Source organism: Allobosea sp. (assembly GCF_017308075.1).
Taxonomy (GTDB): Bacteria; Pseudomonadota; Alphaproteobacteria; order Rhizobiales; family Beijerinckiaceae; genus Allobosea.
On record NZ_JAFKFX010000048.1, the window covers coordinates 23,009 to 46,809 of the forward strand.

The 23,801-nt window shown below is 67.5% G+C and carries 23 protein-coding genes; 12 read left to right on the top strand and 11 right to left on the bottom strand.

All coding sequences use genetic code 11. The features are described 5' to 3' along the window. Positions 1-157: 157 nt before the first annotated feature. From J0J10_RS23950 to J0J10_RS23960, 3 genes are all read right to left on the bottom strand, one after another. Entirely contained in the window at positions 158-1,906 is a 1,749-nt protein-coding gene (locus J0J10_RS23950) for an AsmA family protein (protein WP_291649795.1), read from the bottom strand. 148 nt (positions 1,907-2,054) lie between these two features. Further along, the gene (locus J0J10_RS23955; RefSeq protein ID WP_291649797.1) at positions 2,055-3,749 is read right to left on the bottom strand and encodes an ABC transporter permease; all 1,695 of its coding nucleotides are present in this window, start codon (positions 3,747-3,749) and stop codon (positions 2,055-2,057) included. Beyond that, positions 3,746-4,759, bottom strand: coding sequence for an extracellular solute-binding protein (locus tag J0J10_RS23960; RefSeq protein ID WP_291649799.1), 1,014 nt, complete (start codon positions 4,757-4,759; stop codon positions 3,746-3,748). Before J0J10_RS23960 ends, J0J10_RS23955 begins: the two co-directional genes overlap by 4 nt. Positions 4,760-4,976: 217 nt before the next feature. Between J0J10_RS23960 and J0J10_RS23965 the strand changes: the two genes are divergently transcribed. The 3 genes from J0J10_RS23965 (at position 4,977) to J0J10_RS23975 (ending at position 7,959) form a co-directional block, all read left to right on the top strand. Next, complete coding sequence (locus tag J0J10_RS23965) at positions 4,977-5,117, top strand: hypothetical protein (protein WP_291649800.1); 141 nt, start codon at positions 4,977-4,979, stop codon at positions 5,115-5,117. A gap of 168 nt (positions 5,118-5,285) precedes the next feature. Continuing rightward, entirely contained in the window at positions 5,286-7,016 is a 1,731-nt protein-coding gene (ilvD, locus tag J0J10_RS23970) for a dihydroxy-acid dehydratase (protein WP_291649801.1), read from the top strand. Beyond that, positions 7,003-7,959, top strand: coding sequence for a tetratricopeptide repeat protein (locus tag J0J10_RS23975; RefSeq protein WP_291637891.1), 957 nt, complete (start codon positions 7,003-7,005; stop codon positions 7,957-7,959). The genes ilvD and J0J10_RS23975 overlap by 14 nt, the downstream gene beginning before the upstream one ends. Positions 7,960-8,198: 239 nt before the next feature. Here the strand turns inward: J0J10_RS23975 and J0J10_RS23980 are convergent, their stop codons facing one another. The 3 genes from J0J10_RS23980 to J0J10_RS23990 form a co-directional block, all read right to left on the bottom strand. Further along, positions 8,199-8,489: a putative quinol monooxygenase gene (locus J0J10_RS23980; protein WP_291637893.1), complete on the bottom strand. Its 291-nt coding sequence runs from the start codon at positions 8,487-8,489 to the stop codon at positions 8,199-8,201. Between the two features lie 40 nt (positions 8,490-8,529). Then, positions 8,530-9,309 carry an exodeoxyribonuclease III gene (gene xth / locus J0J10_RS23985; protein ID WP_291649803.1) on the bottom strand — a complete coding sequence of 260 codons (780 nt, stop codon included), beginning with the start codon at positions 9,307-9,309 and terminating at the stop codon, positions 8,530-8,532. A gap of 794 nt (positions 9,310-10,103) precedes the next feature. Continuing rightward, positions 10,104-10,544: a BA14K family protein gene (locus J0J10_RS23990; protein WP_291649805.1), complete on the bottom strand. Its 441-nt coding sequence runs from the start codon at positions 10,542-10,544 to the stop codon at positions 10,104-10,106. A gap of 232 nt (positions 10,545-10,776) precedes the next feature. Between J0J10_RS23990 and J0J10_RS23995 the strand changes: the two genes are divergently transcribed. Continuing rightward, positions 10,777-11,349: a TIGR00645 family protein gene (locus J0J10_RS23995; protein WP_291649806.1), complete on the top strand. Its 573-nt coding sequence runs from the start codon at positions 10,777-10,779 to the stop codon at positions 11,347-11,349. Positions 11,350-11,469: 120 nt separating this feature from the next. On the opposite strand, the gene J0J10_RS24000 is transcribed toward J0J10_RS23995, so the two are convergent. Together J0J10_RS24000 and J0J10_RS24005 are read right to left on the bottom strand one after the other, a co-directional pair. Continuing rightward, positions 11,470-12,978, bottom strand: coding sequence for a helicase HerA domain-containing protein (locus J0J10_RS24000; protein ID WP_291649808.1), 1,509 nt, complete (start codon positions 12,976-12,978; stop codon positions 11,470-11,472). Between the two features lie 127 nt (positions 12,979-13,105). Then, a complete protein-coding gene (locus tag J0J10_RS24005) occupies positions 13,106-13,414 on the bottom strand; it encodes a YARHG domain-containing protein (protein WP_291649810.1) in 309 nt (102 codons plus the stop codon). A gap of 134 nt (positions 13,415-13,548) precedes the next feature. On the opposite strand from J0J10_RS24005, the gene J0J10_RS24010 reads away from it, so the two are divergent. From J0J10_RS24010 to J0J10_RS24040, 7 genes are all read left to right on the top strand, one after another. Then, positions 13,549-14,982: a M48 family metalloprotease gene (locus J0J10_RS24010; RefSeq protein WP_291649812.1), complete on the top strand. Its 1,434-nt coding sequence runs from the start codon at positions 13,549-13,551 to the stop codon at positions 14,980-14,982. Positions 14,983-15,018: 36 nt separating this feature from the next. Then, positions 15,019-15,807: a DsbA family protein gene (locus J0J10_RS24015; RefSeq protein ID WP_291637910.1), complete on the top strand. Its 789-nt coding sequence runs from the start codon at positions 15,019-15,021 to the stop codon at positions 15,805-15,807. 249 nt (positions 15,808-16,056) lie between these two features. Next, the gene (gene accB / locus J0J10_RS24020; protein WP_291649814.1) at positions 16,057-16,518 is read left to right on the top strand and encodes an acetyl-CoA carboxylase biotin carboxyl carrier protein; all 462 of its coding nucleotides are present in this window, start codon (positions 16,057-16,059) and stop codon (positions 16,516-16,518) included. A 29-nt stretch (positions 16,519-16,547) separates the two neighbouring features. Further along, complete coding sequence (gene accC, locus J0J10_RS24025) at positions 16,548-17,912, top strand: acetyl-CoA carboxylase biotin carboxylase subunit (protein ID WP_291637913.1); 1,365 nt, start codon at positions 16,548-16,550, stop codon at positions 17,910-17,912. A 195-nt stretch (positions 17,913-18,107) separates the two neighbouring features. Then, complete coding sequence (aat, locus tag J0J10_RS24030; protein ID WP_291649817.1) at positions 18,108-18,800, top strand: leucyl/phenylalanyl-tRNA--protein transferase; 693 nt, start codon at positions 18,108-18,110, stop codon at positions 18,798-18,800. Between the two features lie 85 nt (positions 18,801-18,885). After that, entirely contained in the window at positions 18,886-19,347 is a 462-nt protein-coding gene (locus tag J0J10_RS24035; RefSeq protein WP_291649819.1) for an Rrf2 family transcriptional regulator, read from the top strand. An 81-nt stretch (positions 19,348-19,428) separates the two neighbouring features. Continuing rightward, on the top strand, positions 19,429-20,112 hold the full coding sequence (locus J0J10_RS24040; protein ID WP_291649821.1) for a class I SAM-dependent methyltransferase: 684 nt from the start codon (positions 19,429-19,431) through the stop codon (positions 20,110-20,112). Here the strand turns inward: J0J10_RS24040 and J0J10_RS24045 are convergent. Together J0J10_RS24045 and J0J10_RS24050 are read right to left on the bottom strand one after the other, a co-directional pair. After that, a complete protein-coding gene (locus J0J10_RS24045) occupies positions 20,103-20,489 on the bottom strand; it encodes a VOC family protein (RefSeq protein ID WP_291637921.1) in 387 nt (128 codons plus the stop codon). The genes J0J10_RS24040 and J0J10_RS24045 overlap by 10 nt on opposite strands. A gap of 3 nt (positions 20,490-20,492) precedes the next feature. Further along, the gene (locus tag J0J10_RS24050; protein ID WP_291649823.1) at positions 20,493-21,116 is read right to left on the bottom strand and encodes a DUF2155 domain-containing protein; all 624 of its coding nucleotides are present in this window, start codon (positions 21,114-21,116) and stop codon (positions 20,493-20,495) included. Between the two features lie 183 nt (positions 21,117-21,299). On the opposite strand from J0J10_RS24050, the gene J0J10_RS24055 reads away from it, so the two are divergent. Then, positions 21,300-22,646 (top strand): Nramp family divalent metal transporter, encoded by a 1,347-nt coding sequence (locus tag J0J10_RS24055; RefSeq protein ID WP_291649825.1) that lies wholly within the window; start codon positions 21,300-21,302, stop codon positions 22,644-22,646. A gap of 86 nt (positions 22,647-22,732) precedes the next feature. On the opposite strand, the gene J0J10_RS24060 is transcribed toward J0J10_RS24055, so the two are convergent. Further along, positions 22,733-23,143 (bottom strand): NADH:ubiquinone oxidoreductase subunit NDUFA12, encoded by a 411-nt coding sequence (locus J0J10_RS24060; protein ID WP_291649827.1) that lies wholly within the window; start codon positions 23,141-23,143, stop codon positions 22,733-22,735. Positions 23,144-23,801 lie beyond the last annotated feature (658 nt).

Below are 23,801 nucleotides of genomic sequence, written 5' to 3' on the forward strand. Positions count from 1 at the left end.
TTCGATGCGGGGCGGTTTCTTTTTGAGTTGCCTGCGGGCAGTTCGGCGGTTGCCGCGCAGCGGTGCGGAAAGGGCGAAATTCAGAAAACGGGAGGACGCACTCGCTGCTGCGATCCCCCTCCTCGGTGGCGGGTGGCGGTGGCGCTTTCGGGCGGCGTCAGCGCCCCAGAGGGGAGATCGAGCCCGTCGGGTGGAACGTGGCCTCGAAAGTCGGCGTGAACACCGCATCGTTGAACGGGCCGCGAATCTCGAGCGGCGTGCGGGCCGAGCCATTGGCCGCACTCAGCAGGCCGGTGAGTTCCAGCCAGCGGCGCCCGAGATCGGCGCTGCCGCTGAGCGACAGCGTGAAGCCCGGGCCGGTCATCTGTGCCTCGGTCAGGGTGAGGACGCCGCGGTTCGCCAGGGCGGCGAACTGGGCGATCTCGAAGCTGGTCTTGCCATGGCGCCATTCGCGTGCGGCCGGAGGCTTTTCGGTGCGGCGCAACAGCTCGGCGAAGGCGACCCCCTTGAACTCGCCCTGGCGCAGGCTCGCATTGGCACGGCCGGTCAGGGAGCCGACGACCTGCTCGAGGCTGTCGCCGGTACCGTCGAGCGCGATCTGGCCGGTGGCGAAGCCGGTCAGGCCGCCGAGCAGCTCGGGCAGGTCGGCACCAGCCTGGCCGAGGTTGACGCGGTCGAGCCCGGCCTGGAGCTTGACCTCGGCGCCTGACGGAACCGCGGTAGCCAGCAGCTTGGCACGCGCGACGCCGCCATAGGCGGAGGCGCGCAGGATCGCCGCCTCGAAGCGCCCCTTGCGGACCATGAGCTGCGCGGCGAGCTCGCCGAGCCGGGCCGAGCCGAGCCGGGCAGCATCGAGCGAGACGCGCAGATCGACGTCATGGGCCGTCCAGCTGTCGAATTCGAGCGGGGTCTCGCCCGGCTCGCCGGTTCCGGGCGGCTTCTGATAGCCACCCTGCCGGAACAGGCGCGCGAGATCGAAATCGGCACCGGCCAGCGTGCCCGACAGCACCCGCCGCGCGCCGCCGCCGTCAATCTTCAGCGCGCCCTCGAGCTGGTCGCCGTCGAGCTTGGCGATGACGTTGCTGAGCGAGATGTTGTCGCCGGCGAGCTGCGCCTCGGCGGTGAGCTCCACCTGCCGGACCAGGGTGGCGATCCGGGGGCGCGGGCCGATCCAGGCGAGCGCATCGGGCAGCGAGCGGCTGGTGAACTCGACCTGACCGGTCGTCACGCCCTGCGCGGCGGTACGCGCGCCGTTGAGGCGGAAGCTCAACAGATTGGAAGAGACCGCCAGGGCGATCCGCGAGCGCTCGCCCGTCACCGGCCAGAGCAGATTGACCTTGGTGGGCTCGCCGCGCCAGGTGAAGCTGCCGGCGAAGGCGACGGGCTCGGCTTCCTCGCGTTCCTCGATGACGAGGTTGACGTCGCGCAAGGTGGTCAGGATCGTGTTCCCGGAGCGCGCCATCAGGCTGCCGGAGCTGATCACGAGCCGGGTTTCGCCCGTGAGGGCGGCGAGATAGGCGAGCGGCGGCGCGACCCAGTTACCGTAATTCTCAGGCTCACCGGGGACGGCGATGTCGATCTCGGGCCCGATCAGGTCGACGCGGTCGAAGTCGAGCTGGCCGCCGACCAGCGAGAGCAGGCGGGCGCGGGCGCGCAGCCTGAGCGCCGTCCCGGACAGGGTTCCGTCGGCCGCGCCGAAGCTGACTTCCGAGAGGCTGACGCGCGGCATCGGCAGAAAGGCGATCTCGGCGCGCTTCAGCGAGGTCACCTTCAGGCCGACGCGCTTCTCGATACCCGCGACGACATGCCGCTCGACCAGCGCCTGTGCCAGTCCCCAGGATTTCAACCCGAGCGCGACCAGGATCGCGACGGCCGCCAGGCCGAGAATGGAGTTGCGTCGTGACATGGGCCTCGATCTGCACTGCGGCTGCCGTTTCGGGCCACGGTGCGCGGGGATAATCGCAAGCGAATCGGCGTCGAACGGGCCGTAACGGCGCTCGCGCGGCAACGGGTTTATTCCGACCGCTCGGGAATGTCGAGTTGCCGGCCCGGAATCAGCTTCCCGCGGCCAGCTTCTCGCCATTGCCGGCGCGCGCCAGCATGATCGCGGGGTAGATGCCGATCAGCACGATCAGGAGCGCCGCCAACGCGCCATCCTCGAAGACGCCGCGCGAGGCGTGACCGTAGACCTGGGTCGCCAGCGTTTCGAAGTTGAGCGGCCGCAGGAGCAGCGTCATCGGCAGCTCCTTCATGCAGTCGACGAAGACCAGGAGCGCTGCTGCGGCGATCGCCGGACGGGTCAGAGGCCAGTGCAGTCGGCGCAGCAATTCGCGCCGTCCGGCGCCGAGAGAGCGGGCGGCATCGTCGATACGCGGCGAGATGCGGGCGAGCCCGCTTTGCGTGCCCGCCAGCGCGATCGACAGGAAGCGGACGAGATAGGCGATCACCAGCGCCGCGCCGGAGCCGAGCAGGAGCAGGCCGGGGCTGGCGCCGAAAACGGCCCGGCTGGCATCGGCGACGAGATTGTCGAAGGCGGCGAGGGGGACGAGCAGGCCGAGCGCCAGCACGGTTCCGGGCAGGGCGTAGCCGAGCGAGGCCAGCCTGGCGACAGCCGGAAGCCAGGGCTCGCGCCCGAGCCTGACCGCGGCCGCGACGCCGACCCCGACGGCGACGACGATGGCCGTCGCGGCGGCCGAGATCGCGAGCGTGTTGGCGAGCGAGCGCAACATCGCCGCATCAGCCTGGGCGATCAGGTCGCGCCGCAGGAATTCGCCGAAGAGAAAGGCGAGGGGCAGGATCGCGCCGAGCAGAACCGGCAGCGCGCAGGCCGCGCTCGCCGCCCAGGCGGCGCCGCGCGGCAACGGGCTGCGGCCGACCGGTCGCAGGCGCTTCACCGGCAGGGAGAAGCGCCTGGCGCCGCGGCTTTGCATCTCGACCAGGATCAGCCCGACGACGACGAGCAGCATGACGCAGGCGATCTGCGCGGCGCCGGGCAGCGACGAGCGGTTGAGCCAGGTCGTGTAGACCGAGAGCGTCAGCGAGCGGACGCCGAGATATTCGCTGGCACCGATATCGTTGAGGGTTTCGAGCAGAGCGAGGGTAAGCCCCGCGGCCAGGGCCGGGCGGGCCATGGGCAGGGCGACGCGCCGGAACAGCGTCCAGCGCGAGGCGCCGAGGGTACGTGCCGATTCGACGATGGCGGCACTCTGCATGCCGAACAGCGCCCGGACGCTGAGATAGACGTAAGGGTAGAGCACGAGGCCGAGGATCAGGATCGCGCCGGTGAGGTTGCGCGGGTCCGGGAACCAGTAGTCGCGCAGCGAGCGGTAGCCTGTCAGCGCCCGGAAGAGGCTCTGCAGCGGGCCCTGGAAGCCGAGAATTTCGACGTAGACATAGGCGGTGATGTAGGTCGGCATCGCCAGCGGCAGCACCAGCAGCCATTCCAGGTTCTTCCGTCCGGGGAATTCATGCTGGGTCACGAGCCAAGCGGTGCCGACGCCGACAATGCCGCAAAAGACGGCGACGCCGGCGAGCAGCAGCAAGGTGTCGCCGAGAGCCGCCGGCAGGACATTGGCGGTCAGATGCGGCCAGACCGCCAGGGCCTCGCGCGACAGGGCGGTGAGGCCGAGCGAGAGAACCGGCAGAGCGACCAGCGCCGCAGCGAGCGCGGCGAGCAGGGCAAGACGCGTCGACGGCCGCCACAGATGTGACGGCCGTCCATTGGCGGGGCTGATGACAGCCTGACTCAATTGTCGAAGCCGACCTTGTCGACCAGTTCGGAAGCAGCCTTGCGGTTCTTGGCGATGTCGCCGAGCGGAGTCGTGTCGGGCGTCAGGGCGCCGAGCAGCTTGACCGAGGCGGCTTCCTTGACGTCGGCATTGACCGGGTACTCGAAATTGCCGTCGGCATAGAGATGCTGGGCCTTCTCGCCGAGCATGTACTCGACCAGCTTGACCGCGTTCTCCTTGTTCGGCGCATTCTTGGCGATCGCCGCGGCCGAGACGTTCACATGGGTGCCGCCGCCGGCGAAGCTGCTCTTCAGCGGCTTGATCGCCTCGTACCAGCCCTTCTGCTCGTTCTTCGCCTGGCTCATCAGTCCGATATAGTAGGTGTTGATGATGGCGATGTCGCACTGGCCGGAGAGAATGTCACGCGCGACGTCGCGGTCGCCGCCGCCGGGCTTGCGGGCGACATTGGCCTTCAGGGCCTTGAGATAGGCCTCGGTCTTCTCGGCGCCGTTGCGGGCGAGATAGGCCGCGAAGAAGGCGTTGTTGTAGGGGTGCTGGCCGGCACGGATGCAGAACTTGCCCTTCCACTTGGGATCGGCGAGCTCCTCATAGGTGATCGCATCCTGCTTCACCCGGTCCTTCGAGGCGACGACGATGCGGGCGCGCTGGGTCAGCGTGACCCAGTTGTTGCCGGGGCCGCGCAGCGCGGCCGGCGCGGTCTTGTCGACGAGCGCCGACTGGATCGGCTGGGTGATGCCGGCATCAGCGGCTTCGTTGATCTGGCCGACATCGACCAGCAGCATCACGTCGGCCGGGCTGTTGGCGCCCTCGGCCTTGATGCGCTCCTGCAGACCGTCCTTCAGGAAGACGGCGTTGACCTTGATGCCGGTATCCTTGGTGAAGGCCTCGATCACCGGGTTGAGCAGGGCCGGCTCGCGCGTGGTGTAGAGGTTGACGCTCTGTGCGAAAGCCGGGCCGGCGAGCAGGCAGGAAGTCAGCGCTGCGGCATAGAGGCGGGACTTTACGGACATGCTTCACTCCTAGTGCGGGCCCGAATGGCCTCGGGCGTCGGCTATGCAGGTAGAGCGCCATCCGTTGACGGTCAAGGAAATATGTAGCTTTATCAATGGGTTATATCGATTCTAAACTGGCTTCATTTTGGATTAATTCTAATAATTAGGCTGAGGAGCCGGCGTGGCCGGACTGCCGCGGCGGTGAAATGCCGCCACCCTTGGGATGCTTCGGTGCATGCAAGAAGACGGCGCTGTAAACATTGCGCCAGTCGTTAAAATTCGTGACATTTCTACAACAATTGATCGGATTGCAGCGGCGGCAAAGCTGAGCGCGGCAATTGCCGCGATGCCGCCACAAAGCGCTCCCAGCAAATGAACCTGCCAATTCGTCGCGGTATGGAAGATTTGAGATTGATTTTCCGGGTTTCCGGAAAGGATTTCAGGCTTCCTGCAGGCGGAGGGGGTGGCGTTGCGTCCCGCGATGGCCGCGTGGCACATCGGGTCGCGCAGAAGGCGCGGCTTGCGGTCAGGAAGACAGAGTACGATGGACGGACGCGTTTTCGATAAGTCTAAGCTCCCCAGCCGGCATGTCAGCGTCGGCCCGGCCCGCGCTCCGCACCGTTCCTATTATTACGCCATGGGCATGACCGCGCGGCAGATCGCGCAGCCCTTTGTCGGCGTCGCCTCCTGCTGGAACGAGGCCGCGCCCTGCAACATCGCGCTGATGCGCCAGGCCCAGGCTGTCAAGAAGGGCGTCGCCTCGGCCAGCGGCACGCCTCGCGAATTCTGCACCATCACGGTCACCGACGGCATCGCCATGGGCCATCAGGGCATGAAGTCCTCGCTGGCCTCGCGCGAGGTCATCGCCGACTCGGTCGAGCTCACCATGCGCGGCCATTGCTATGACGCGCTCGTCGGGCTCGCCGGCTGCGACAAGTCGCTGCCGGGCATGATGATGGCGATGGTGCGCCTCAACGTGCCCTCGATCTTCATCTATGGCGGCTCGATCCTGCCCGGCAGCTTCAAGGGCAAGCCGGTGACGATCCAGGACGTGTTCGAGGCCGTCGGCAAGCATTCGGTCGGCGCCATGTCGGACGAGGATCTCAAGGAGTTGGAGGAGGTGGCCTGCCCGTCCTCCGGCTCCTGCGGCGCCCAGTTCACCGCCAACACCATGGCGACGGTCGCCGAGGCGATCGGCTTGGCGCTGCCCTATAGCTGCGGCGCGCCGGCGCCCTACGACGTCCGCGACACCTTCTGCTACACCGCCGGCGAGATGGTGATGGAGCTGATCGTCCGGAACATCCGGCCGCGCGACATCGTCACCCGCAAGGCGCTCGAAAATGCCGCCATGGTCGTCGCGGCCTCCGGCGGCTCGACCAATGGCGCGCTCCATCTGCCGGCGATCGCGCATGAATGCGGCATCGATTTCGATCTCTTCGCCGTGGCCGAGATCTTCAAGAAGACGCCCTACATCGCCGATCTGAAGCCGGGCGGGAAATATGTCGCCAAGGACATGTTCGAGGTCGGCGGCATTCCGCTGCTGATGAAGACCCTGCTCGACCACGGCTATCTGCATGGCGACTGCATGACGGTCACCGGCCGCACCATCGCCGAAAACCTCGCCTCGGTGAAATGGAATGACGAGCAGGACGTGATCCGTCCGGCCAACAAGCCGCTTTCCGACAATGGCGGAGTCGTCGGCCTGGTCGGCAATCTCGCGCCCGAAGGTGCGATCGTGAAGATCGCCGGCATGCCGGCCGAGAGCCTGGTCTTCAACGGCCCGGCGCGCTGCTTTGACTGCGAGGAGGACGCGTTCAAATGCGTCGCCAACCGCGAATACAAGGTCGGTGACGTGCTGGTGATCCGCTATGAGGGCCCCAAGGGCGGCCCCGGCATGCGCGAAATGCTGGCGACGACCGCGGCGCTCTACGGCCAGGGCATGGGCGACAAGGTCGCGCTGATCACCGACGGGCGATTCTCGGGCGCGACGCGCGGTTTCTGCGTCGGCCATGTCGGCCCGGAGGCGGCTGTCGGCGGGCCGATCGGCCTGATCCGCGACGGCGACATCATCGAGCTCGACGCCATCACAGGAAAGCTCGCAGTCCGCCTTTCTGATGCCGAACTTGAGGAGCGTCGTAAGGCCTGGAAGCCGCGCGGGACCGACTACAACTCCGGCGCGCTCTGGAAATACGCGCAGACCGTCGGCTCCGCCAAGGGAGGGGCCGTCACCCACCCCGGAGGGGCGGCCGAGACCCATTGCTATGCGGATATCTGAAACCATCCTAGCCGGAGCCCTGTTCGTCCTGGGCTGCCAGCCGGTAGCCTGGGCGCAGGAGCTGAACGGGCAGCGCGGGCTGGTCCCGCCGCGTCCGATCCCCGGCATCGCCCTGCCTGAGCCGGAGGATGGCGCGGTCGGCGAGCCGTCTCCGCTCGCCGGCGGGCGGGCCATCGCGCCAGCGCCGAGCGGGCCGGTCGCCCACACCGCCCTGCCGCTCGCACCCTTCAGCAGTGCACGCGACGCGCTGAAGGCCTGGATGCGCGATTCCTCGGCCGGCGACCAGGCCGGCGCAGTGCGCGCGCTCGAATTCGCCGCCTCGCGCGGGCATCTCGCCGCGCAGTTCAAGCTTGGCCGCGTCTATGCCAGTGGCGACGGCGTTCCGGTCAATGATCTCAAGGCTTTCGAGTATTTCTCGAAGATCGCGGATGAGAATGCCGACCAGATCCCCGGCACCTCGGATGCGCGCATCGTTGCCAGCGCCTTCGTCGCGCTCGGCGGTTATTTCCTCGACGGCATCAAGGGCACCTATGTGAAGCCCAATGCCGACCGCGCCTTCGACATGTTCCACTATGCCGCCTCCTATTTCGGCGACTCGGATGGCCAGTACAATCTCGCGCGGCTCTATCTGAACGGCACCGGCGCACAGCGCGATCCGCGCCAGGCGGCGCGCTGGATGAAGCTCGCCGCCGAGAAGGGCCATGCCCCGGCGCGCGCGGTTTTCGGCGACATGCTGCTGCGCGGCGGCGATGGCGTCCCGCGCCATCCGATCCTCGGCCTGATGTGGCTGGCACTGGCTCGCGAGGGCGCTGACGCGACCCGCGAGGGCTGGATCGTCGAGCGTTGCGACGCCGCCTTCGGAGCAGCGAGCCCCGCCGACCGGACGGCGGCGCTCGCCCTGGTCGAACGCCAGCAGGTGGCTGGGCGCGGCGCGCGGCGCTGAGGCCTGTATCCAGGCGCGCTGGTCGCCTCAGCGCGAATCCCGATCGGCATCGGCCTCTTCGGACGGGGAGGGATGTGTTTTTCCCGGCATGCGGCGGCTCGCCCAGATGACGATGTCCGTGCGTCGAGCGCGCTGCACTTCGCATCGGACCGGAGAATGGAATCCGTTTTCCGGAAAATTCTGATGCGATCACAATGAGATAGATCGCCGTGACCGCGTCCGAACGGACGCGCGGCGATCTAGGCGCCGAAGGCATCCATCAGGATGAAGGTGCCGTCCTGTCTTTGATGGCGGTTGATCAGGGGCACCAGCCGGGTGAAGTGCTCCGTCCGGCAATGGGCGTCGAGCGCGGCGCGGTCCGGCCATTCCTCGACGAAGATGAAATGGCCCGGGTCCTTCCGGTCGACGAAAAGCTCATAGCCGAGGCATAGCGGCTCGGCCCGCGTCTTCTCGACGAGTTCGCGATAAAGCGGCGCGACCAGTTCCAGCGCGTCCAGCCGGATGAAGTCCTGGGCGATCACCTTCAGCACGCGCTTGCCCCGATGGTCATGGCGAGAACGGCAGTGCCGGTCAGTTGAGCTCGATCAGCACCGGGACATGGTCGGAGGCCTTTTCCCAGCCGCGGACATGCTTGGCGATGGAGACGCCGGCGAGCCGGTCGGCCGCCTGCGGCGAGAGCAGCAGATGGTCGATGCGGATGCCATTGTTCCGCTGCCAGGCGCCGGCCTGATAGTCCCAGAAGGTGTAGAGGCCGGGCGCGTCGGTCGAGGCACGCAGGGCCTCGGTGAAGCCGAGATTGACGAGCTTGCGGAAGGCGGTGCGGGTCGGCGGCAGGAACAGTGCATCGCCAGCCCAGGCGGCGGGATCGCGCGCATCGCGCGGCTCGGGGATGACATTGTAGTCGCCGGCGAGCACCAGCGGTTCCTCATGGGCGAGCAGGCCGCGTGCATGCACGGTCAGGCGCTCCATCCAGGCGAGCTTGTAGGGATATTTCTCGGTGTTGGGCGGGTTGCCGTTCGGCAGGTAGATCGAGGCGAGCCGGACGACGCCGTCGCCATGAGGCAGGACGCCTTCAAGATAGCGCGCCTGTTCGTCGCCATCATCGCCCGGCAGGCCGCGCCTGACATCCTCGAGCGTGCTGCGCGAGAGGATGGCGACGCCGTTGAAGGCCTTCTGGCCATGGGTCGTGACCTGCCAGCCGGCCTCCTCGATCTCGGTCCGCGGAAAGTCGCCATCGACGCATTTCAGCTCCTGCAGGCAGAGCGCATCGGGCTCGGCCTCCTTCAGGAAGGCGAGCAGGTGCTGAAGCCGCTGGCGGACCGAGTTGACGTTCCAGGTGGCGATACGCACGGGCTGACTCCGGATTCTCAGGGCTCGCCACCATAAGGACCCCGGCGCGCGCCAAGGCAAGTCAGCAGGCGTGTCAGGCAGCGAGGGCGGCGCGTTTCTCCGGGAAGACGCCGGACCATCTTCGCCGGCCCGGCTCACGACGCGCCCGGCGCGACCTAGAAGAGGAGCCGGAGGCCGGGTGGTCGGCTCCCGACCCCTTGCGGAACTCAACCGGTGACGGTCACGATGTTCCTTCGGTGAGGCAATGGAGCTACGGGTGTCGCGCAATAGGACAGTTAATATCGTCTCATCTGTTTTATCGGCCGGGATCACGGTGTTTTTTGGGAGCCTAGCCTATGAGGCCCACACCGACGCGCGCGTCTTTGCTCGTTCTCCGCACGCTGACGCGACAATCATCTCGGTCGAGACCTCAAAGGGCGGAGCATTCGGCCGCATCCGATTTTCAGCGGAACGCAACATTGACGGCGGCGACTGCGAAACTAGCGTCCGGCTTGGCAGCTCTTCGGACGGTTTCCGTCTTGGCCAAAATGTGCCGATTGTCCTCCGAGACCGTCCCTGCTCGCCTCCTATTGTCGGCACGGCGCTACAAACTCCGTACTTCTACGTTGCAGTCTCCTTGGCAGGTTTGATCGGAGTTCTTGTCTATGGAGCTCGTGCAGCGCGCCCGTGACTGCTGACGTCAGCTCCCGACCCATCTCGGACATGCGCAGCCCAAGGCGCTCCGCTTTGGCCATAACGAAAAAGGCCTCCCCATGCGGGAAGGCCTCGATGCGAACCGGAGCTGCGCCTGGCGCTTACGGGCAGGCGCGGACCACGCCGCCGGTGCCGATATAGGTGCCGGTCTCGGGGTCGTAGGTGCGGAATCGGCGCGAGCAATAGGCGATCGCGTCGGCGTCCGGCGTGGCGTAGGCCGGGCCGCGATAGGGCGGGGGCACCGGCTCGGCATAGACCGGGCCGGGCGCGAGCAGGGCCCCGGCGGCCAGAGCGCCGATCGCGCCAGCCGCGATGCCGGCACCGACCGCGGCGCCGCGATTATAGCGATAGCCGCCATAATAGCCGCCGCGGTAACCGTAGCGCGGACCGTAATAGCGGCGATACTGCACGGTCTCGACGAGGCCCGCATCGGCGGCCGCGGTGACGGCGGCAGTCGCGGGCGCCAGCGGCGCTGCATTGGCCGGGGCGGCGAGAACGAACGCGCCTGCGGCAGCGGCTGCGATCATGGTCGTCCTGAACATCGAAAAACTCCTTTCCTCTCCAATGCGAGAGGAACGCTGACTGTTCCCCCGGGGGCTGCCGCCGCTATCGGCGTCGACGGCGCATCGCCGAATGCACTAATCGTCAAAAGCGGCGAAAGTTCAACGTTCTCGATGCGTATTCGGTATTTTTGCTTGCGAAAATCGCGGGAACTCACCATTTCGCGCTGCACAAGGCGCTTGGCGTCCGATTCCCCAGAGGCCCGAACCCGACATGTCGCACCCCGTCGAACCCACCGGCGCGCTGCCGGCCGCCACGCTGAAGCCGCTTCCGATGATCATCTTCGCCTCGCGCTGGCTGCAGGTGCCGCTCTATCTCGGCCTGATCGTGGCACAGTGCGTCTATGTCTTCCTGTTCCTGAAGGAACTCTGGCACCTCGTCACCCATGCCTTCGACTTCAGCGAGCAGCAGATCATGCTGGTCGTGCTCGGCCTGATCGATGTGGTGATGATCTCCAACCTGCTGATCATGGTGATCGTCGGCGGCTACGAGACCTTCGTCTCGCGGCTGAAGCTGCAGGGCCATCCCGACCAGCCGGAATGGCTCAGCCACGTCAATGCCTCGATCCTCAAGATCAAGCTGGCCATGGCGATCATCGGCATCTCGTCGATCCACCTGCTGCGGACCTTCATCGAGGCCGGCAATATCGGCATCGCCGGGCGCACCGCGAACTACACCGAGACCGGCGTGCTGCTGCAGACGCTGATCCATGTCGTCTTCATCTTCTCGGCGATCGGCATCGCCTGGGTCGACAAGATGACGATCGGCAACGGCAAGGGACATTGATCTGACGCGCGTCATGCTCGGGCTCGACCCGAGCATCTCTGGCCGTAAAGGGCGCTGACTGGAGCCTTCTCGTCATGAGATTCTCGGCCCCCCGCGACGCTGCGGCCGAGAATGACGTAACTACCCCCGCGCCCGGCGCGGCGGCAGGCCCTTGATCTGCGGCGAGGCGAGGCCGGGAGCGGTCTCGACGCCGAGGGTCGGCAGGGCCAGCGTGCGTTGGCCGCGGAAGTCGACATGGCAGACGAGGAGCCCGCGCTCTTCGATATAGCCGAGCAGCCGGCGGGCCCGGCTCGGCGAATGGCTGCCATAGGCCTCGGCCAGCTCGGCGTCGGAGGGGCTAGGGACGCCCTCGATCGCGCTGCGGGCGATGAACAGGAAGAGCCCGTGCAGGTCCTCCGGCAGCGTCTCGGCGGCGGTGAGCGCCTTCTCCCAGGCCTCGGAGGACAGCACTGCCTCGCTCGCCCCGGCGCGGGCGACGGCGAGCCGCTTGCGGAAGGCCTCCAGTCCGGTTTCGGGGCCGCTGACGCGGCGCATGCGGCAGCGCACGGTGAAATCCTGGTAGAGCACCGCGACCGGTCGGTCGCGCGCCTCGGTGTCGTCGAGCAGCTCGTTGAGGATTTCGACGAGCGCCGCCTCGCGCTCTTCCGGTTCCATCTCGATCTCGGGCTCCGGGGGCGGCATGGGCGGCTGGTGCGTCTCGATCCGGCGGATGATCTCGGGGGCGACGGCCGGGCGCGGGCGCGGCTGGCGCGGCCAGGGAGCAGGGGCGACCTCGTCCTCGCCGGCGGTGAAGATCAGCTTGCTGGCATCCTCCGGCGCCTGCTCGGGCAAGGGCAGCAGGCTGGGCGCTCCACCGCGGTCGACCGAGGCGACGGAGCCGATCCGCACCGGCAGGGGGCGGCGCGACAGGGCCGGGCCGAGCGCGACGAACTGGCCGCGTTCGAGATCGCGGAACATCTCGGCCTGGCGCCGGTCCATGCCGAGCAGGTCGGCGGCGCGCTGCATGTCGATGTCGAGGAAGGTGCGGCCCATCAGGAAGTTCGAGGCCTCGGCCGCGACGTTCTTGGCGAGCTTGGCGAGGCGCTGGGTCGCGATCACGCCGGCCAGCCCGCGCTTGCGACCACGGCACATCAGATTGGTCATGGCGCCGAGCGAGAGGCGGCGCGCCTCGTCGGAGGCTTCGCCGGCCATCACCGGGGCGAAGAGCTGCGCCTCGTCGACGACGACCAGCATCGGATACCAGTTGGAGCGGTCGACATCGAACAGGCCGCCGAGGAAGGCGGCGGTGGCGCGCAATTGCTCGTCGGCGTCGAGCTCCTCGAGATTGAGCACGACCGAGACGCGGTGCTGGCGCACGCGCAGCGCGATTCGCTGCAGCTCGGGCGGGCTCGCCGTGCCGTCGACGACGACATGACCGAACTGGTCGGCCAGCGAGACGAAGTCGCCTTCGGGGTCGATCACCGCCTGCTGCACCAGCGGCGCGCTCTGTTCGAGCAGGCGGCGCAGCAGATGCGATTTTCCCGAGCCGGAATTGCCCTGGACCAGCAGCCGGGTCGCCAGCAGTTCGGCGAGATCGAGCTCAGCGGGCTCGCCGCTGCGCGTCGAACCCATGTCGATGCCAGTCTTCATGCCGGGAGATATGCTACCTTCGATCCACGCTGGCCAGCCCCGCCAGCAAGGCGCGGGCCGCGCGCCCGTCTAGCATGGCAAGCGGTCGCTGGAGGACGACCCCGCCCGGCATCCACAGCAAATGGCCTCAGCGCGGGCAGCCATGGGTGCGCTCGACGCGCTGGATGTCGGCGATCTGCCGGCGCTGACTCGTCGAGAGCGGGACGTCCTCGACATTGTCATAGGCACAGCCGGCATTGCCGAAGGCGCGAATGGCGCGCTCGGTGCGGAAGCAATAGCCCTGGGCCTTGTAGATCTCGTTGCGCTGGTACCAGAGATCCTCGCAGGTCTGGGCCGCCGCCGGGTGGATGATGGCGAACGACGACAGGGCGAGGCCTGCGCCGACTGCCAGGAGCAGCGATCTCGGCATGGGACGGCGCGCGTTTTCAGTCACCATTGTGAAAGCCTCCTGCTTCGGGCGAGAATTGTCTTCGCTTCGCCGCCACGACCGCATCATGATCCTGCGGCAAAGGGCTGGCAAAACCGTGAATTGACGCCTCCGTCCGCCAGGAACGACAAGACCGCGAAGCCATGAATGCCGAACCTGCTATCGCCTTCCCATGCCTGCAAGCCCGCCGCCGCCCGGCGCGGACGCTTCGGCGCGTGCTGGCGGTGCTCGGTGGCGCGCTGGCAGCCTTCGCTCCGGCCCATGCCCAGGCCCAGAAGCGCTCGATCGCGCTGATCCGCGATGCCGAGATCGAGCAATTGCTGCGCGACTATGCGACGCCGATCTTCAAGGCGGCCGGAATCAATGCGCGCGGGACCCGAATCATCCTGATCAACGACCGCGCCTTCAACGCCTTCGTCGCCGACGGCAAGTCGATCTTCGTCAATATCGGCGTGCTGATGGATGCCGCGACCCCGAACGAGGTGATCGGCGTGCTGGCGCATGAGAGCGGCCATCTCGCCGGCGGCCATCTCGCCCGGCTGCGCCAGGAGATCCAGGGCGCGCAGATCCTCTCGATCGCCGGTCTGTTGGCCGGCGCCGGCGCCGTCGTCGCCGGCGCGCGTGGCGGCGGTGGCTCGATGGGCAATCCCGGCATCGGCGCGATGGGCGCCCTGACCGGGCCGCAGGAACTCGTCCGCCGCTCGCTGCTCGCCTATCAGCGCTCGGAGGAGCAGGCGGCCGACCGGGCCGCGGTGCGCTATCTCGGCGCCGCCGGCATGTCGGCGAAGGGCATGCTCACCGTCTTCGGGCGCTTCGCCGAGAACAGCGCCTTCCTGACGCGCAGCATCGACCCCTACACGATCAGCCATCCGATGCCGACCGAGCGCGTCGCCCAGCTCGAGACGCTGGCCAAGGCCAGCCCGCATTTCAACAAGGCCGATCCGCCGGAGCTGCAGGCACGGCACGACCTGATGCGGGCCAAGCTGATGGGCTTCGTCGAGCGGGAATCGGGCGTCGCCCGGCGCTATGGCATGGCCGACCAGTCGATGGCGGCACGCTATGCCCGCGCGATCAGCGATTATCGCTCAGGCCGGATGGCGCAGGCCCTGGCGGCGATGGACAAGCTCAGCGCCGAGCAGCCGCGCAACGCCTATTTCCTCGAACTCAAGGGCCAGGCGCTGCTCGAGGCGGGCCGCGCCCGCGAAGCCGTGCCGGTGCTGCGCCAGGCGGTCGCGCTGGCGCCGCAGGCCGGGCTGATCCGGCAGATGCTCGGCCATGCGCTGCTCTCGACCGGGCAGGCGGGTCTGCTGGACGAGGCGATCCGCGAACTCTCGAACGCCGCTTCGCGCGAGCCCGATTCCGCCGAGGTGCACCAGCACCTCTCCAATGCCTATGCGGCCAAGGGCAACATCGCCATGGCCGAACTCTCGGCGGCGCAGTATGCCTTCGCCAAGGGCGACTGGACGGTCGCGCATACGCAAGCCAGCCGGGCGCTCGGCAAATTGCCGCAGGGATCGCCCGCGGCGCTGCGCGCGCGCGACATCGTCGACTATGTTCCTCCCGACAAGCAACGCTAGCGGCCGCCGGCCGTGGCCCTGAAAGGACCTACACCAATGCTGCTTTCCCCGCTTCGCCGCCTCGCCATGGCCGGCCTCGCTGCGGCCGCGCTCGGCCTCGGTGCCATGCCGGCCAAGGCCCAGGCCCCGGCGCTGACGCCCGAGCAGCGCCAGGCCGTGGTCGATCTCGTCCGCGAGACGCTGCTGAAGAATCCGGAGCTGATCCAGGAGGCGATGGTCGAGCTCGAGCGGCGTAACCAGCTCGCCCAGGTCGAGGCGCAGCGCAATGCGCTCTCCGCCGAGAAGGCCAGCCTCGTCGACCCCGCGACCTCGGTCATCGCCGGCAATCCGCAGGGCGACGTCACCATCGTCGAGTTCATGGATTACAATTGCGGCTTCTGCAAAAGGGCGATGGAAGACGTCAACACGCTCGTCAAGGCCGATCCGAAGCTGAAGGTCGTGATCAAGGACTTCCCGATTCTCGGGCCGGATTCGGTCGAGGCCAGCCGCGTCGCGATCGCCGCCAAGGCGCAGCTTCAGGGTCAGAAATACTGGGACTTCCATCTCAAGCTGATGGGCACCAAGGGTCGCATCAACGGTGCCAAGGCGATGGAGATCGCCAAGGAGGCCGGCGCGGACATCGAACGGCTGAAGAAGGACATGGAGGCGCCGGCGACCCGCGCCGTGATCGAGCACACCGTGGCACTCGGCGACAGGCTCGGCCTGACCGGCACGCCGGCCTTCGTGATCGGCGACGAGGTCGTCTTCGGTGCGGTCGGCGCGCCCGCCCTGAAGCAGAAGATCGAATCGGTCCGCAAATGCGGCAAGGCGACCTGCAGCGGCTGAACGGCAGGGAGGACCAACCGGACGGGATCGGAGGCGGCGCTACGCTTTTCTGGGGCGCTGCAGGCGATTTTCGCCGGCAAACGGGGGGAGGCGGTCGCCTTCTCCCTTCCCCTGAACCGCCGTTCCGGCTAAGACGCGCCGACGCGGCGCGGCCGCCGGCTTGATCCGGCGCCATTCATTCGCATATCCGCTTTTCCTTCGGGACGTGCCGTCCCATCCATCGAGCTTACAAAGACGGTGAAGTCCGCCATGGCGACCAAGAGCCCCATCGATCCGGAACTCGTGCGCGAAATGGCGCAGCTGATCAACGAGACGGACCTGACCGAGATCGAGGTGCAGAAGGGCGATCTGCGCATCCGCGTGGCGCGCACCATCACCGCGACCGTGATGGCGCCGGTCGCTTCAGCGCCGGTCATGGCAGCCGCGCCGGCACCTGTCGCCGCCGCGCCGCTCGAGGCCAAGGCCGCAGCCGCGCATCCCGGCACGGTGAACTCGCCGATGGTCGGCACCGCCTATCGCCGGCCCTCGCCCGATGCCAAGCCCTTCATCGAGATCGGCCAGGAGGTTAAGGCCGGCGAGCGCGTGCTGCTCGTGGAAGCGATGAAGACCTTCAACGACATCGTCGCGCCGCGCGCCGGCAAGGTCATCGCCATCCTGGTCGAGGACGGACAGCCGGTCGAATACGGCGAGCCGCTGCTGGTGATCGAGTGAGGCCGGCGCCGGACGGGAGCGGGCTGAAGATGTTCGACAAGATCCTGATCGCAAACCGCGGCGAGATCGCCCTGCGCGTGCTGCGCGCCGCCAAGGAACTCGGCATCGCCACGGTCGCCGTGCATTCGACCGCCGATGCCAACGCCATGCATGTGCGCCTGGCCGACGAGAGCGTCTGCATCGGCCCGCCGCCGGCACGCGAGAGCTATCTCAACATTCCCGCCTTGATCGCCGCCTGCGAGATCACCGGCGCAGATGCGGTTCATCCCGGCTACGGCTTCCTCTCCGAGAATGCCCGCTTCGCCGAGATCCTCGAGCGGCACAACATCACCTTCATCGGCCCCAAGGCCGAGCATATCCGCAGCATGGGCGACAAGATCGAGGCCAAGCGCACCGCCAAGCGCCTCGGCATCCCCTGCGTTCCGGGTTCGGAAGGCGGGGTCGCCGATGACGAGGAGGCGCTGCGCATTATCAGAGAGATCGGCCTGCCGGTCATCATCAAGGCGGCGTCCGGCGGCGGCGGCAAGGGCATGAAGGTCGTGCGCAGCGAGGACGAGATATCCGTCCTGCTCGCCACCGCTCGCAGCGAGGCCAAGGCCAATTTCGGCGACGATGCCGTCTATATCGAGAAATATCTCCAGAAGCCCCGCCATATCGAGATCCAGGTGCTCGGCGACGGCAAGGGCCGGGCGATCCATCTCGGCGAGCGCGACTGCTCGCTGCAGCGGCGTCACCAGAAGGTCTGGGAGGAGGGGCCGTCGCCCGCCCTCAATGCCGGTGAGCGCGACAAGATCGGTAATATCTGCGCCAAGGCGATGGCCGATATGGGCTATCTCGGCGCCGGCACGATCGAGTTCCTCTACGAGGACGGCGAATTCTACTTCATCGAGATGAACACCCGTATCCAGGTCGAGCATCCGGTCACCGAGATGATCACCGGGATCGACCTGGTCAACGAGCAGATCAGGATCGCGGCCGGCGCGCCGCTCTCGATCCGCCAGGAAGACGTGATCATCGAAGGCCATGCCATCGAGTGCCGCGTCAACGCCGAGCATCCGTCGACCTTCCGGCCGTCTCCGGGGAAGATCGCCTCGTTCCACACGCCGGGCGGTCTGGGCGTGCGCGTCGATTCGGCGGCCTATCAGGGCTATGTCATCCCGCCGCATTACGACTCGCTGGTCGGCAAGCTGATCGTGCACGGCCGCAACCGCGACGAATGCCTGATGCGCCTGCGTCGCTCGCTCGACGAGTTCGTCGTCGACGGCGTCGACACGACCCTGCCGTTGTTCCGCACCCTGGTGCGCAACCAGGACATGCTGAACGGCGACTACAACATCCACTGGCTGGAGAAGTTCCTGGCCAATGGCGGCATGGGGCAGCCCATCGAGGGGTGAGCCTTTCCTTCTCCCCTTGCGGGAGAAGGTGGCGCGCAGCGCCGCATGAGGGGTCGCGCCAGGCTTTCCGCTTCGGCATGATGGCGAGATTGCAAGGTCGCGAAACCCCTCACCCCAACCCTCTCCCGCAAGGGGAGAGGGGGCTGGTCGCGACCCTGGTTTGACAGGCTGGCGCGCCCGCGCTCCCATCACTGCATGAAGGCCCGTTCCAGACCCGTGCGCGCGCCCACGATCACGCCGGAAATCCTGCTGCGCGCCTATGCCGGCGGGGTCTTCCCAATGGCCGAGAGCGCCGAGGATCCCGGCCTGTTCTGGGTCGAGCCCGAGATTCGCGGCATCATCCCGCTCGATGCCTTCCACGTCCCCGGCAGGCTGCGGCGCACCGTGCGCTCCGATCGTTTCGAGATCCGCGTCGACCACGACTTCGAGCCGGTGATCGCAGCCTGCGCCGAAAGCCGCCCGGATCGCGAGGAGACCTGGATCAACCGGCGCATCCGCGCGCTCTATGGCGAGCTTTTCGCTCTCGGTTTCGTCCACACCGTCGAGTGCTGGCGCGAGGGACATCTGGTCGGCGGCCTCTACGGGCTTTCGCTCGGCGGGGCCTTTTTCGGCGAGAGCATGTTCCATCGCGAGACCGATGCCTCGAAGGTAGCGCTGGTGCATCTCGTGGCGCGGCTGCGGCGGGGCGGCTACCGGCTGCTCGACGCCCAGTTCCAGACCGCCCATCTCGCCCAGTTCGGTACACGCGAGCTGCTGCGGGAGATCTATCGCAGCTTGCTCGAGCCGGCGATCGCCAGCGAGGCGCAATGGTGGAGCTGGCCGCGGGAGAAGCGCGTCAGCGGCAGCGAGGCGCTGGCGGAACTGGAGAGCGTGCCCGGCGCGCGCTGAAGATTCGGCAGTCACGGGAAAAGGACGGACTCGCGGCAAGGCGAGGGGCTTGATCTTGGCCGTGTCACGCAACATATGAAGTTCCATGAAGCGCGACAGCCGATTGTCCGGGGTGCTCCATGTCCTGCTGCACATGGCGGAACAGGATGGCCCGGTGACCTCCGAAGTCCTCGCCAGGGCGATGGCGACCAATCCCGTGGTGATCCGGCGGGTGATGGCGGGCCTGCGCGACCAGGGCTATGTCCGCTCCGAGAAGGGGCATGGCGGCGGCTGGACCATTGCCTGCGATCTTTCGAAGGTGACATTGCGCGACATCTACGACGCGCTCGGCAGCCCCTCGCTGCTGGCCATCGGCAACCGGACGGAGGCCCCCGGCTGCCTCGTTGAGCAGGTGGTGAACGCGGCGCTCGACCAAGCCTTCGCCGATGCCGAGGCCCTGCTGCTCGCCCGCCTCGGCGAGGTGACGCTGGCTGGACTGAGCGCCGGCTTCCATGCGCGGCTCGTCGCCCGTGGCGGCCGCCACGATCTGGAAGCTTCCCATGGTTGAAGCAGTCTGCCGTCGTCTGGCCGCATGGCAGTGGAGCGCTGGTTCTTGCCGCTTTCAGCAGCCGAAGACGAGGCCGATCTCATGAACGCATCGACGGCGCCATTCTCGGACCCCGCGGCGGTTGCCCGCTATGCGGAAGGCCCGCCGCGCTTCGTGCCCGGCTTTCACGATCTCCATAAGATGACCGGCATCCTGCTGGCGGAACGGGCTCCGGAAGACGCCCGGGTGCTGGTCCTGGGGGCAGGGGGCGGGCTCGAGCTCAAAGCCTTGGCGCAGGCCCGGCCGGGCTGGGTCTTCGACGGTGTCGATCCGGCGGCCGAAATGCTGAAGCTAGCCGGCCAGACGCTGGGGCCGCTCGGCAGGCGCGTCGATCTTCACGAGGGCTATATCGAGGATGCGCCGGAAGGGCCGTTCGATGCGGCGACCTGCCTGCTGACCCTGCATTTCCTGGCGCCTGAAGACAGGCGGCGCACGCTGGGCGAGATCCATCGCAGGCTGAAGCCCGGGGCGCCCTTCGTCGCCGCCCATGCCAGCTTCCCGCAGGAGGAGGGCGAGAGGGGACGCTGGCTCTCGCGCTACGCCGCCTTCGCCACGGCTTCGGGGATGGACCCGGCCAAGGCGGAGAACGCCCGCGCGGCGGTCGCAGCGCATCTCCAGCTGCTCAGCCCCGAGGAGGACGAGGCAATCCTGCGGGATGCCGGGTTCTCGCAGGTCAGCCTGTTCTACACGGGCTTCAGCTTCCGCGGCTGGGTCGGCTACGCCTGATCCTCAGGGGTAGGGAACGCTTCCGGCGCGGGCTGCCAGAGCTCGATCGGATTGCCCTCGGGATCATGGATGCGGCAGAAGCGGCCAACCTCCGAATCCCATTCGGGGCGGGTTTCCACCGCGATGCCGGCGGCCTTCAACGCTGCCATCATCGCGTCGAGATCGTCGACGCGGAAATTCACCATCCATTGCTGCTCGGGCCGGCCGAAATAGTCGCTCGTCGCGGCAAAGGGGCCGAAAATGGTCGGGCCTGCATCCTGGCGCCAGACCGCCTTGGCGAGGTCGTCGATACCGAGATGACGCTCATACCAGGCGGCAAGGGCCTGCGGGTCACCGGCGCGGAAGAAAAGACCGCCTATGCCGGTGACGCGCGCCATGGTTCAGTTTCCGCCGGTCGGGTCGCGGCCACCGCCGGCCGGGTTGGTCGGGAAGAAGCGCTGCGTCGGGGCACGCGGCTGCACCGGCACGCCCTGCGGCGGAGCGACGTCGATGCGCTGATTGCTGCCCGGCGCGCCCGGGGGCGGCGTCTCGCGGGCCGGTCGCACCGGGCGCTCCGGACGCTGGCCCGCGGTCGGCGGCGGGGTGGCCTCCGGCTCCTTGGGATCGACGACCAGCTCAGTGCCGCCTTTGCAGTCGGTCAGCCAGACATCGTAGATCGCGTGCTCGACGCCGTGCAGGCCGGGGCTCGCCGCATACATCCAGCCGGTGAAGATCCGCCGGTATTCGTTGTTGAAGGTGACCTCGTCGACCTCGGTGAAGCTCGTGGTCTGCGGCGCCTCGGTCGGCGGCCGCGTCCAGCAGACGCGCGGCGTCAGCTGCAGGGCGCCGAACTGCACGGTCTCGTCGATCGCGACCTCGAAGGAGATGATCCGGCCGGTGATCTTGTCGAGCCCGGCAAAGACCGCGACCGGATTGCGGATGCGGTCGGCCTTGGCAGGGGCCGCCAGCGCGAGCGCGGCGCCGGACAGGGCGACTAAGGCTAGGCTTCTGCGGAGCGAGGGCATGCTGGCTTGCGATTCTCTTCCAGCGCGGCGTAGCCGCGTCGGCGCGGACGTAGCACGGCAATCGCAGCGGAAAAAGGGCGGAGGACGGAGAGGGCCAGTGCCCGATGCGTGGCTGCAATGCTCTTGCGATCCATTCGCAACTGTTTATCTTGCGAATAGATCGCAGTTGCAGATTGGACGGCAATGGACGCACGGGTCGACAGGCCGCAGCCCGGCTGGCGCAGCGAGCGGGGCGAAGCCTCCCTCTCAGACGTCCACCGCTCGATCGCGGTGCGCCAGACCGGCCCCGGCTGGCGGCGCGCCGCCGCCTTCGTCGGGCCGGGCTATCTCGTCGCCGTCGGCTACATGGACCCCGGCAACTGGGCGACCTCGCTCGCCGGCGGCTCGAAATTCGGCTACACGCTCCTCGTCGTCGCGCTGGTTTCCAATATCATGGCGATCGTGCTGCAATCGCTGTGCGCCCGCCTCGCCATCGCCTCCGGCCGCGACCTCGCCCAGGCCTGCCGCGACGCCTATCCGAAGCCGGTTTCCTTCGTCCTGTGGCTCCTGGCCGAGATCGCGATCATCGCCACCGACATCGCCGAGGTGATCGGCACGGCGATCGGCCTGAACCTGATCTTCGGCATTCCGCTCGAGCTCGGCGTCATCATCACGGCGCTCGACGTCTTCCTGATCCTCTATCTGCAGAAGCTCGGATTCCGCTGGGTCGAGGCTCTGGTGATCACGCTGCTCGGCGTGATCGCACTGTGCTTCGCGATCCAGATCGCGCTCGCCGATCCCGATTGGGGGCAGGTGGTTCGCGGTTTCGCGCCGACGACCGAGATCGTCCGCAATCCGGAGATGCTCTATCTGGCGCTCGGCATCCTCGGCGCGACGGTGATGCCGCATAATCTCTACCTGCATTCGGGCATCGTGCAGACCCGCGCCTATGGCAAGAGCCTGCTGGAAAGGCGCCAGGCGCTGAAATACGCGACTATCGATTCGACGGTGGCGCTGATGTTCGCGCTGACCATCAACGCCTCGATCCTGATCCTGGCGGCTGCGACCTTCCACAGGACCGGACAGACCGCCGTCGCCGAGCTCGGCGATGCCCACAAGCTGCTCGGCCCGCTGCTCGGACTGGCGATCGCCCCGACCCTGTTCGGCATCGCGCTGCTCTGCTGCGGCATCAACTCGACGGTGACGGCGACGCTGGCCGGCCAGATCGTGATGGAGGGCTTCCTCAAGATCAGGCTTCCGCCCTGGCTGCGCCGGCTGATCACGCGCGGCATCGCCATCATCCCGGCGGCGGCGGTGACGATCTGGTATGGCGACAGCGGCACGGCGCAGCTGCTGATCCTGACCCAGGTCGTGCTCTCGCTGCAGCTCTCCTTCGCTGTCTTCCCGCTGGTGATGTTCACCGCCGACAGGACCAAAATGGGCGAACTCGTCGCGCCGCTCTGGCTCGTCGCCTTCGCGGTGCTGATCGCGCTCGTGATCGCGGCGCTGAACGTCAAGCTGCTGGTCGATTTTGCCAGCGGGGCCGGATAAGGCGGGTCTGGTCCGGACAAGCAAAAGCACGCGACCCCGAGGGCGCGCGCTGCATCAGGGATCGACCGCGCCGAAGGGCGGTGTGCTCAGCGGCCGGGCGTCCAGGCCTCGTAATCGCCGGTCGCCGGCGGGCGCTCATTCTCGGCCAGGGTCGAGCCGGAGGGGCGATAGGCGAGGGCGGTGCCGGTATGGTTCGGCTGATGCGGCTGCTCCCAGTCGCGCGCAGCGTATTTCTCTTCGGAGGGCGCGATGTCGACGGTGTGGTGCAGCCAGCCGTTCCAGCCGGACGGGATCGTCGAGGCCTCGATCGGGCCGTTATAGACGACCCAGCGACGCTGGATGCCGAGGGCCTTGTCCTTGGCGCCACCCTTGGTGCGATAATAGATGTTGCCGAACTGGTCCTCGCCGACCTTCTCGCCGAAGCGCCAGGTGTGGAAGCGCGTGCCGAGGGTCTGGCCGTTCCACCAGGTGAAGATCTGAAGCAGGGTCTGGTTCATCGCTCTTGTCCGGAGGCGCTCGGGCTCGCGCGACTTATGGCCGTGCCGGGCCGGGCTGTCCAGTGTGGCCCGGCAGGGCGCGGCATTTCGCGCGGTCCAGGCGTCAACCCATCCGTGCGGGCGCGTGCCGCCATTTCGTGCGGAGGCCTATCGCCATGAGTGCGCGAGAATCTCCGGGGAAGATAAGCGGAGTGCTGTCCTGCCCTCGTCCCGGCCGGTGCGATTCGCTTTGACCGCAGGAAGCTGTGGACAGGCTGGGGCAGGGATGGACGCAGCCAAGGCTTTCGCGGTTTCAAGCACTTGCGAGACCGCGCGCAGACGCTGCTTTCGCGGCCTGCAGGCACGAGGCGGCATTAACCCGCCCGCAACCATGACGCTTCGGATTTTATGGGTTCCTCCGGCGGCAGCCTGGAGGCATCTTCAGGCGCCGATCGCGATTCAGCGCGCGATTCCCAAGGCTTAGCCGGAGCCTTGAAACTTATCCCCATAACTCACATTTCTCTACCATATGTCGTGTCCGTTCGCTTTGTGGTGCACTAATCCTTGACGCGGGGCGCCGATCAGGACTAAATTTTGAGGGTCGCGAGACGGCTGGCGGAGACGCCTTCGATCCCCGCGAACGAGTTCCCAGACGGGTCGAAGCGATCACCGCGGCGCG

What these genes read in the sequence shown, in the direction of transcription:
- J0J10_RS23950 (WP_291649795.1), bottom strand. Translation starts at nt 1,906, where the DNA reads ATGTCACGACGCAACTCCATTCTCGGCCTGGCGGCCGTCGCGATCCTG.
- J0J10_RS23960 (WP_291649799.1), bottom strand. Translation starts at nt 4,759, where the DNA reads ATGTCCGTAAAGTCCCGCCTCTATGCCGCAGCGCTGACTTCCTGCCTG.
- J0J10_RS23965 (WP_291649800.1), top strand. Translation starts at nt 4,977, where the DNA reads ATGCAAGAAGACGGCGCTGTAAACATTGCGCCAGTCGTTAAAATTCGT.
- ilvD (WP_291649801.1), top strand. Translation starts at nt 5,286, where the DNA reads ATGGACGGACGCGTTTTCGATAAGTCTAAGCTCCCCAGCCGGCATGTC.
- J0J10_RS23975 (WP_291637891.1), top strand. Translation starts at nt 7,003, where the DNA reads ATGCGGATATCTGAAACCATCCTAGCCGGAGCCCTGTTCGTCCTGGGC.
- J0J10_RS23990 (WP_291649805.1), bottom strand. Translation starts at nt 10,544, where the DNA reads ATGTTCAGGACGACCATGATCGCAGCCGCTGCCGCAGGCGCGTTCGTT.
- J0J10_RS23995 (WP_291649806.1), top strand. Translation starts at nt 10,777, where the DNA reads ATGTCGCACCCCGTCGAACCCACCGGCGCGCTGCCGGCCGCCACGCTG.
- J0J10_RS24000 (WP_291649808.1), bottom strand. Translation starts at nt 12,978, where the DNA reads ATGAAGACTGGCATCGACATGGGTTCGACGCGCAGCGGCGAGCCCGCT.
- J0J10_RS24005 (WP_291649810.1), bottom strand. Translation starts at nt 13,414, where the DNA reads ATGGTGACTGAAAACGCGCGCCGTCCCATGCCGAGATCGCTGCTCCTG.
- J0J10_RS24010 (WP_291649812.1), top strand. Translation starts at nt 13,549, where the DNA reads ATGAATGCCGAACCTGCTATCGCCTTCCCATGCCTGCAAGCCCGCCGC.
- J0J10_RS24015 (WP_291637910.1), top strand. Translation starts at nt 15,019, where the DNA reads ATGCTGCTTTCCCCGCTTCGCCGCCTCGCCATGGCCGGCCTCGCTGCG.
- accB (WP_291649814.1), top strand. Translation starts at nt 16,057, where the DNA reads ATGGCGACCAAGAGCCCCATCGATCCGGAACTCGTGCGCGAAATGGCG.
- accC (WP_291637913.1), top strand. Translation starts at nt 16,548, where the DNA reads ATGTTCGACAAGATCCTGATCGCAAACCGCGGCGAGATCGCCCTGCGC.
- aat (WP_291649817.1), top strand. Translation starts at nt 18,108, where the DNA reads ATGAAGGCCCGTTCCAGACCCGTGCGCGCGCCCACGATCACGCCGGAA.
- J0J10_RS24035 (WP_291649819.1), top strand. Translation starts at nt 18,886, where the DNA reads ATGAAGCGCGACAGCCGATTGTCCGGGGTGCTCCATGTCCTGCTGCAC.
- J0J10_RS24040 (WP_291649821.1), top strand. Translation starts at nt 19,429, where the DNA reads ATGAACGCATCGACGGCGCCATTCTCGGACCCCGCGGCGGTTGCCCGC.
- J0J10_RS24045 (WP_291637921.1), bottom strand. Translation starts at nt 20,489, where the DNA reads ATGGCGCGCGTCACCGGCATAGGCGGTCTTTTCTTCCGCGCCGGTGAC.
- J0J10_RS24050 (WP_291649823.1), bottom strand. Translation starts at nt 21,116, where the DNA reads ATGCCCTCGCTCCGCAGAAGCCTAGCCTTAGTCGCCCTGTCCGGCGCC.
- J0J10_RS24055 (WP_291649825.1), top strand. Translation starts at nt 21,300, where the DNA reads ATGGACGCACGGGTCGACAGGCCGCAGCCCGGCTGGCGCAGCGAGCGG.
- J0J10_RS24060 (WP_291649827.1), bottom strand. Translation starts at nt 23,143, where the DNA reads ATGAACCAGACCCTGCTTCAGATCTTCACCTGGTGGAACGGCCAGACC.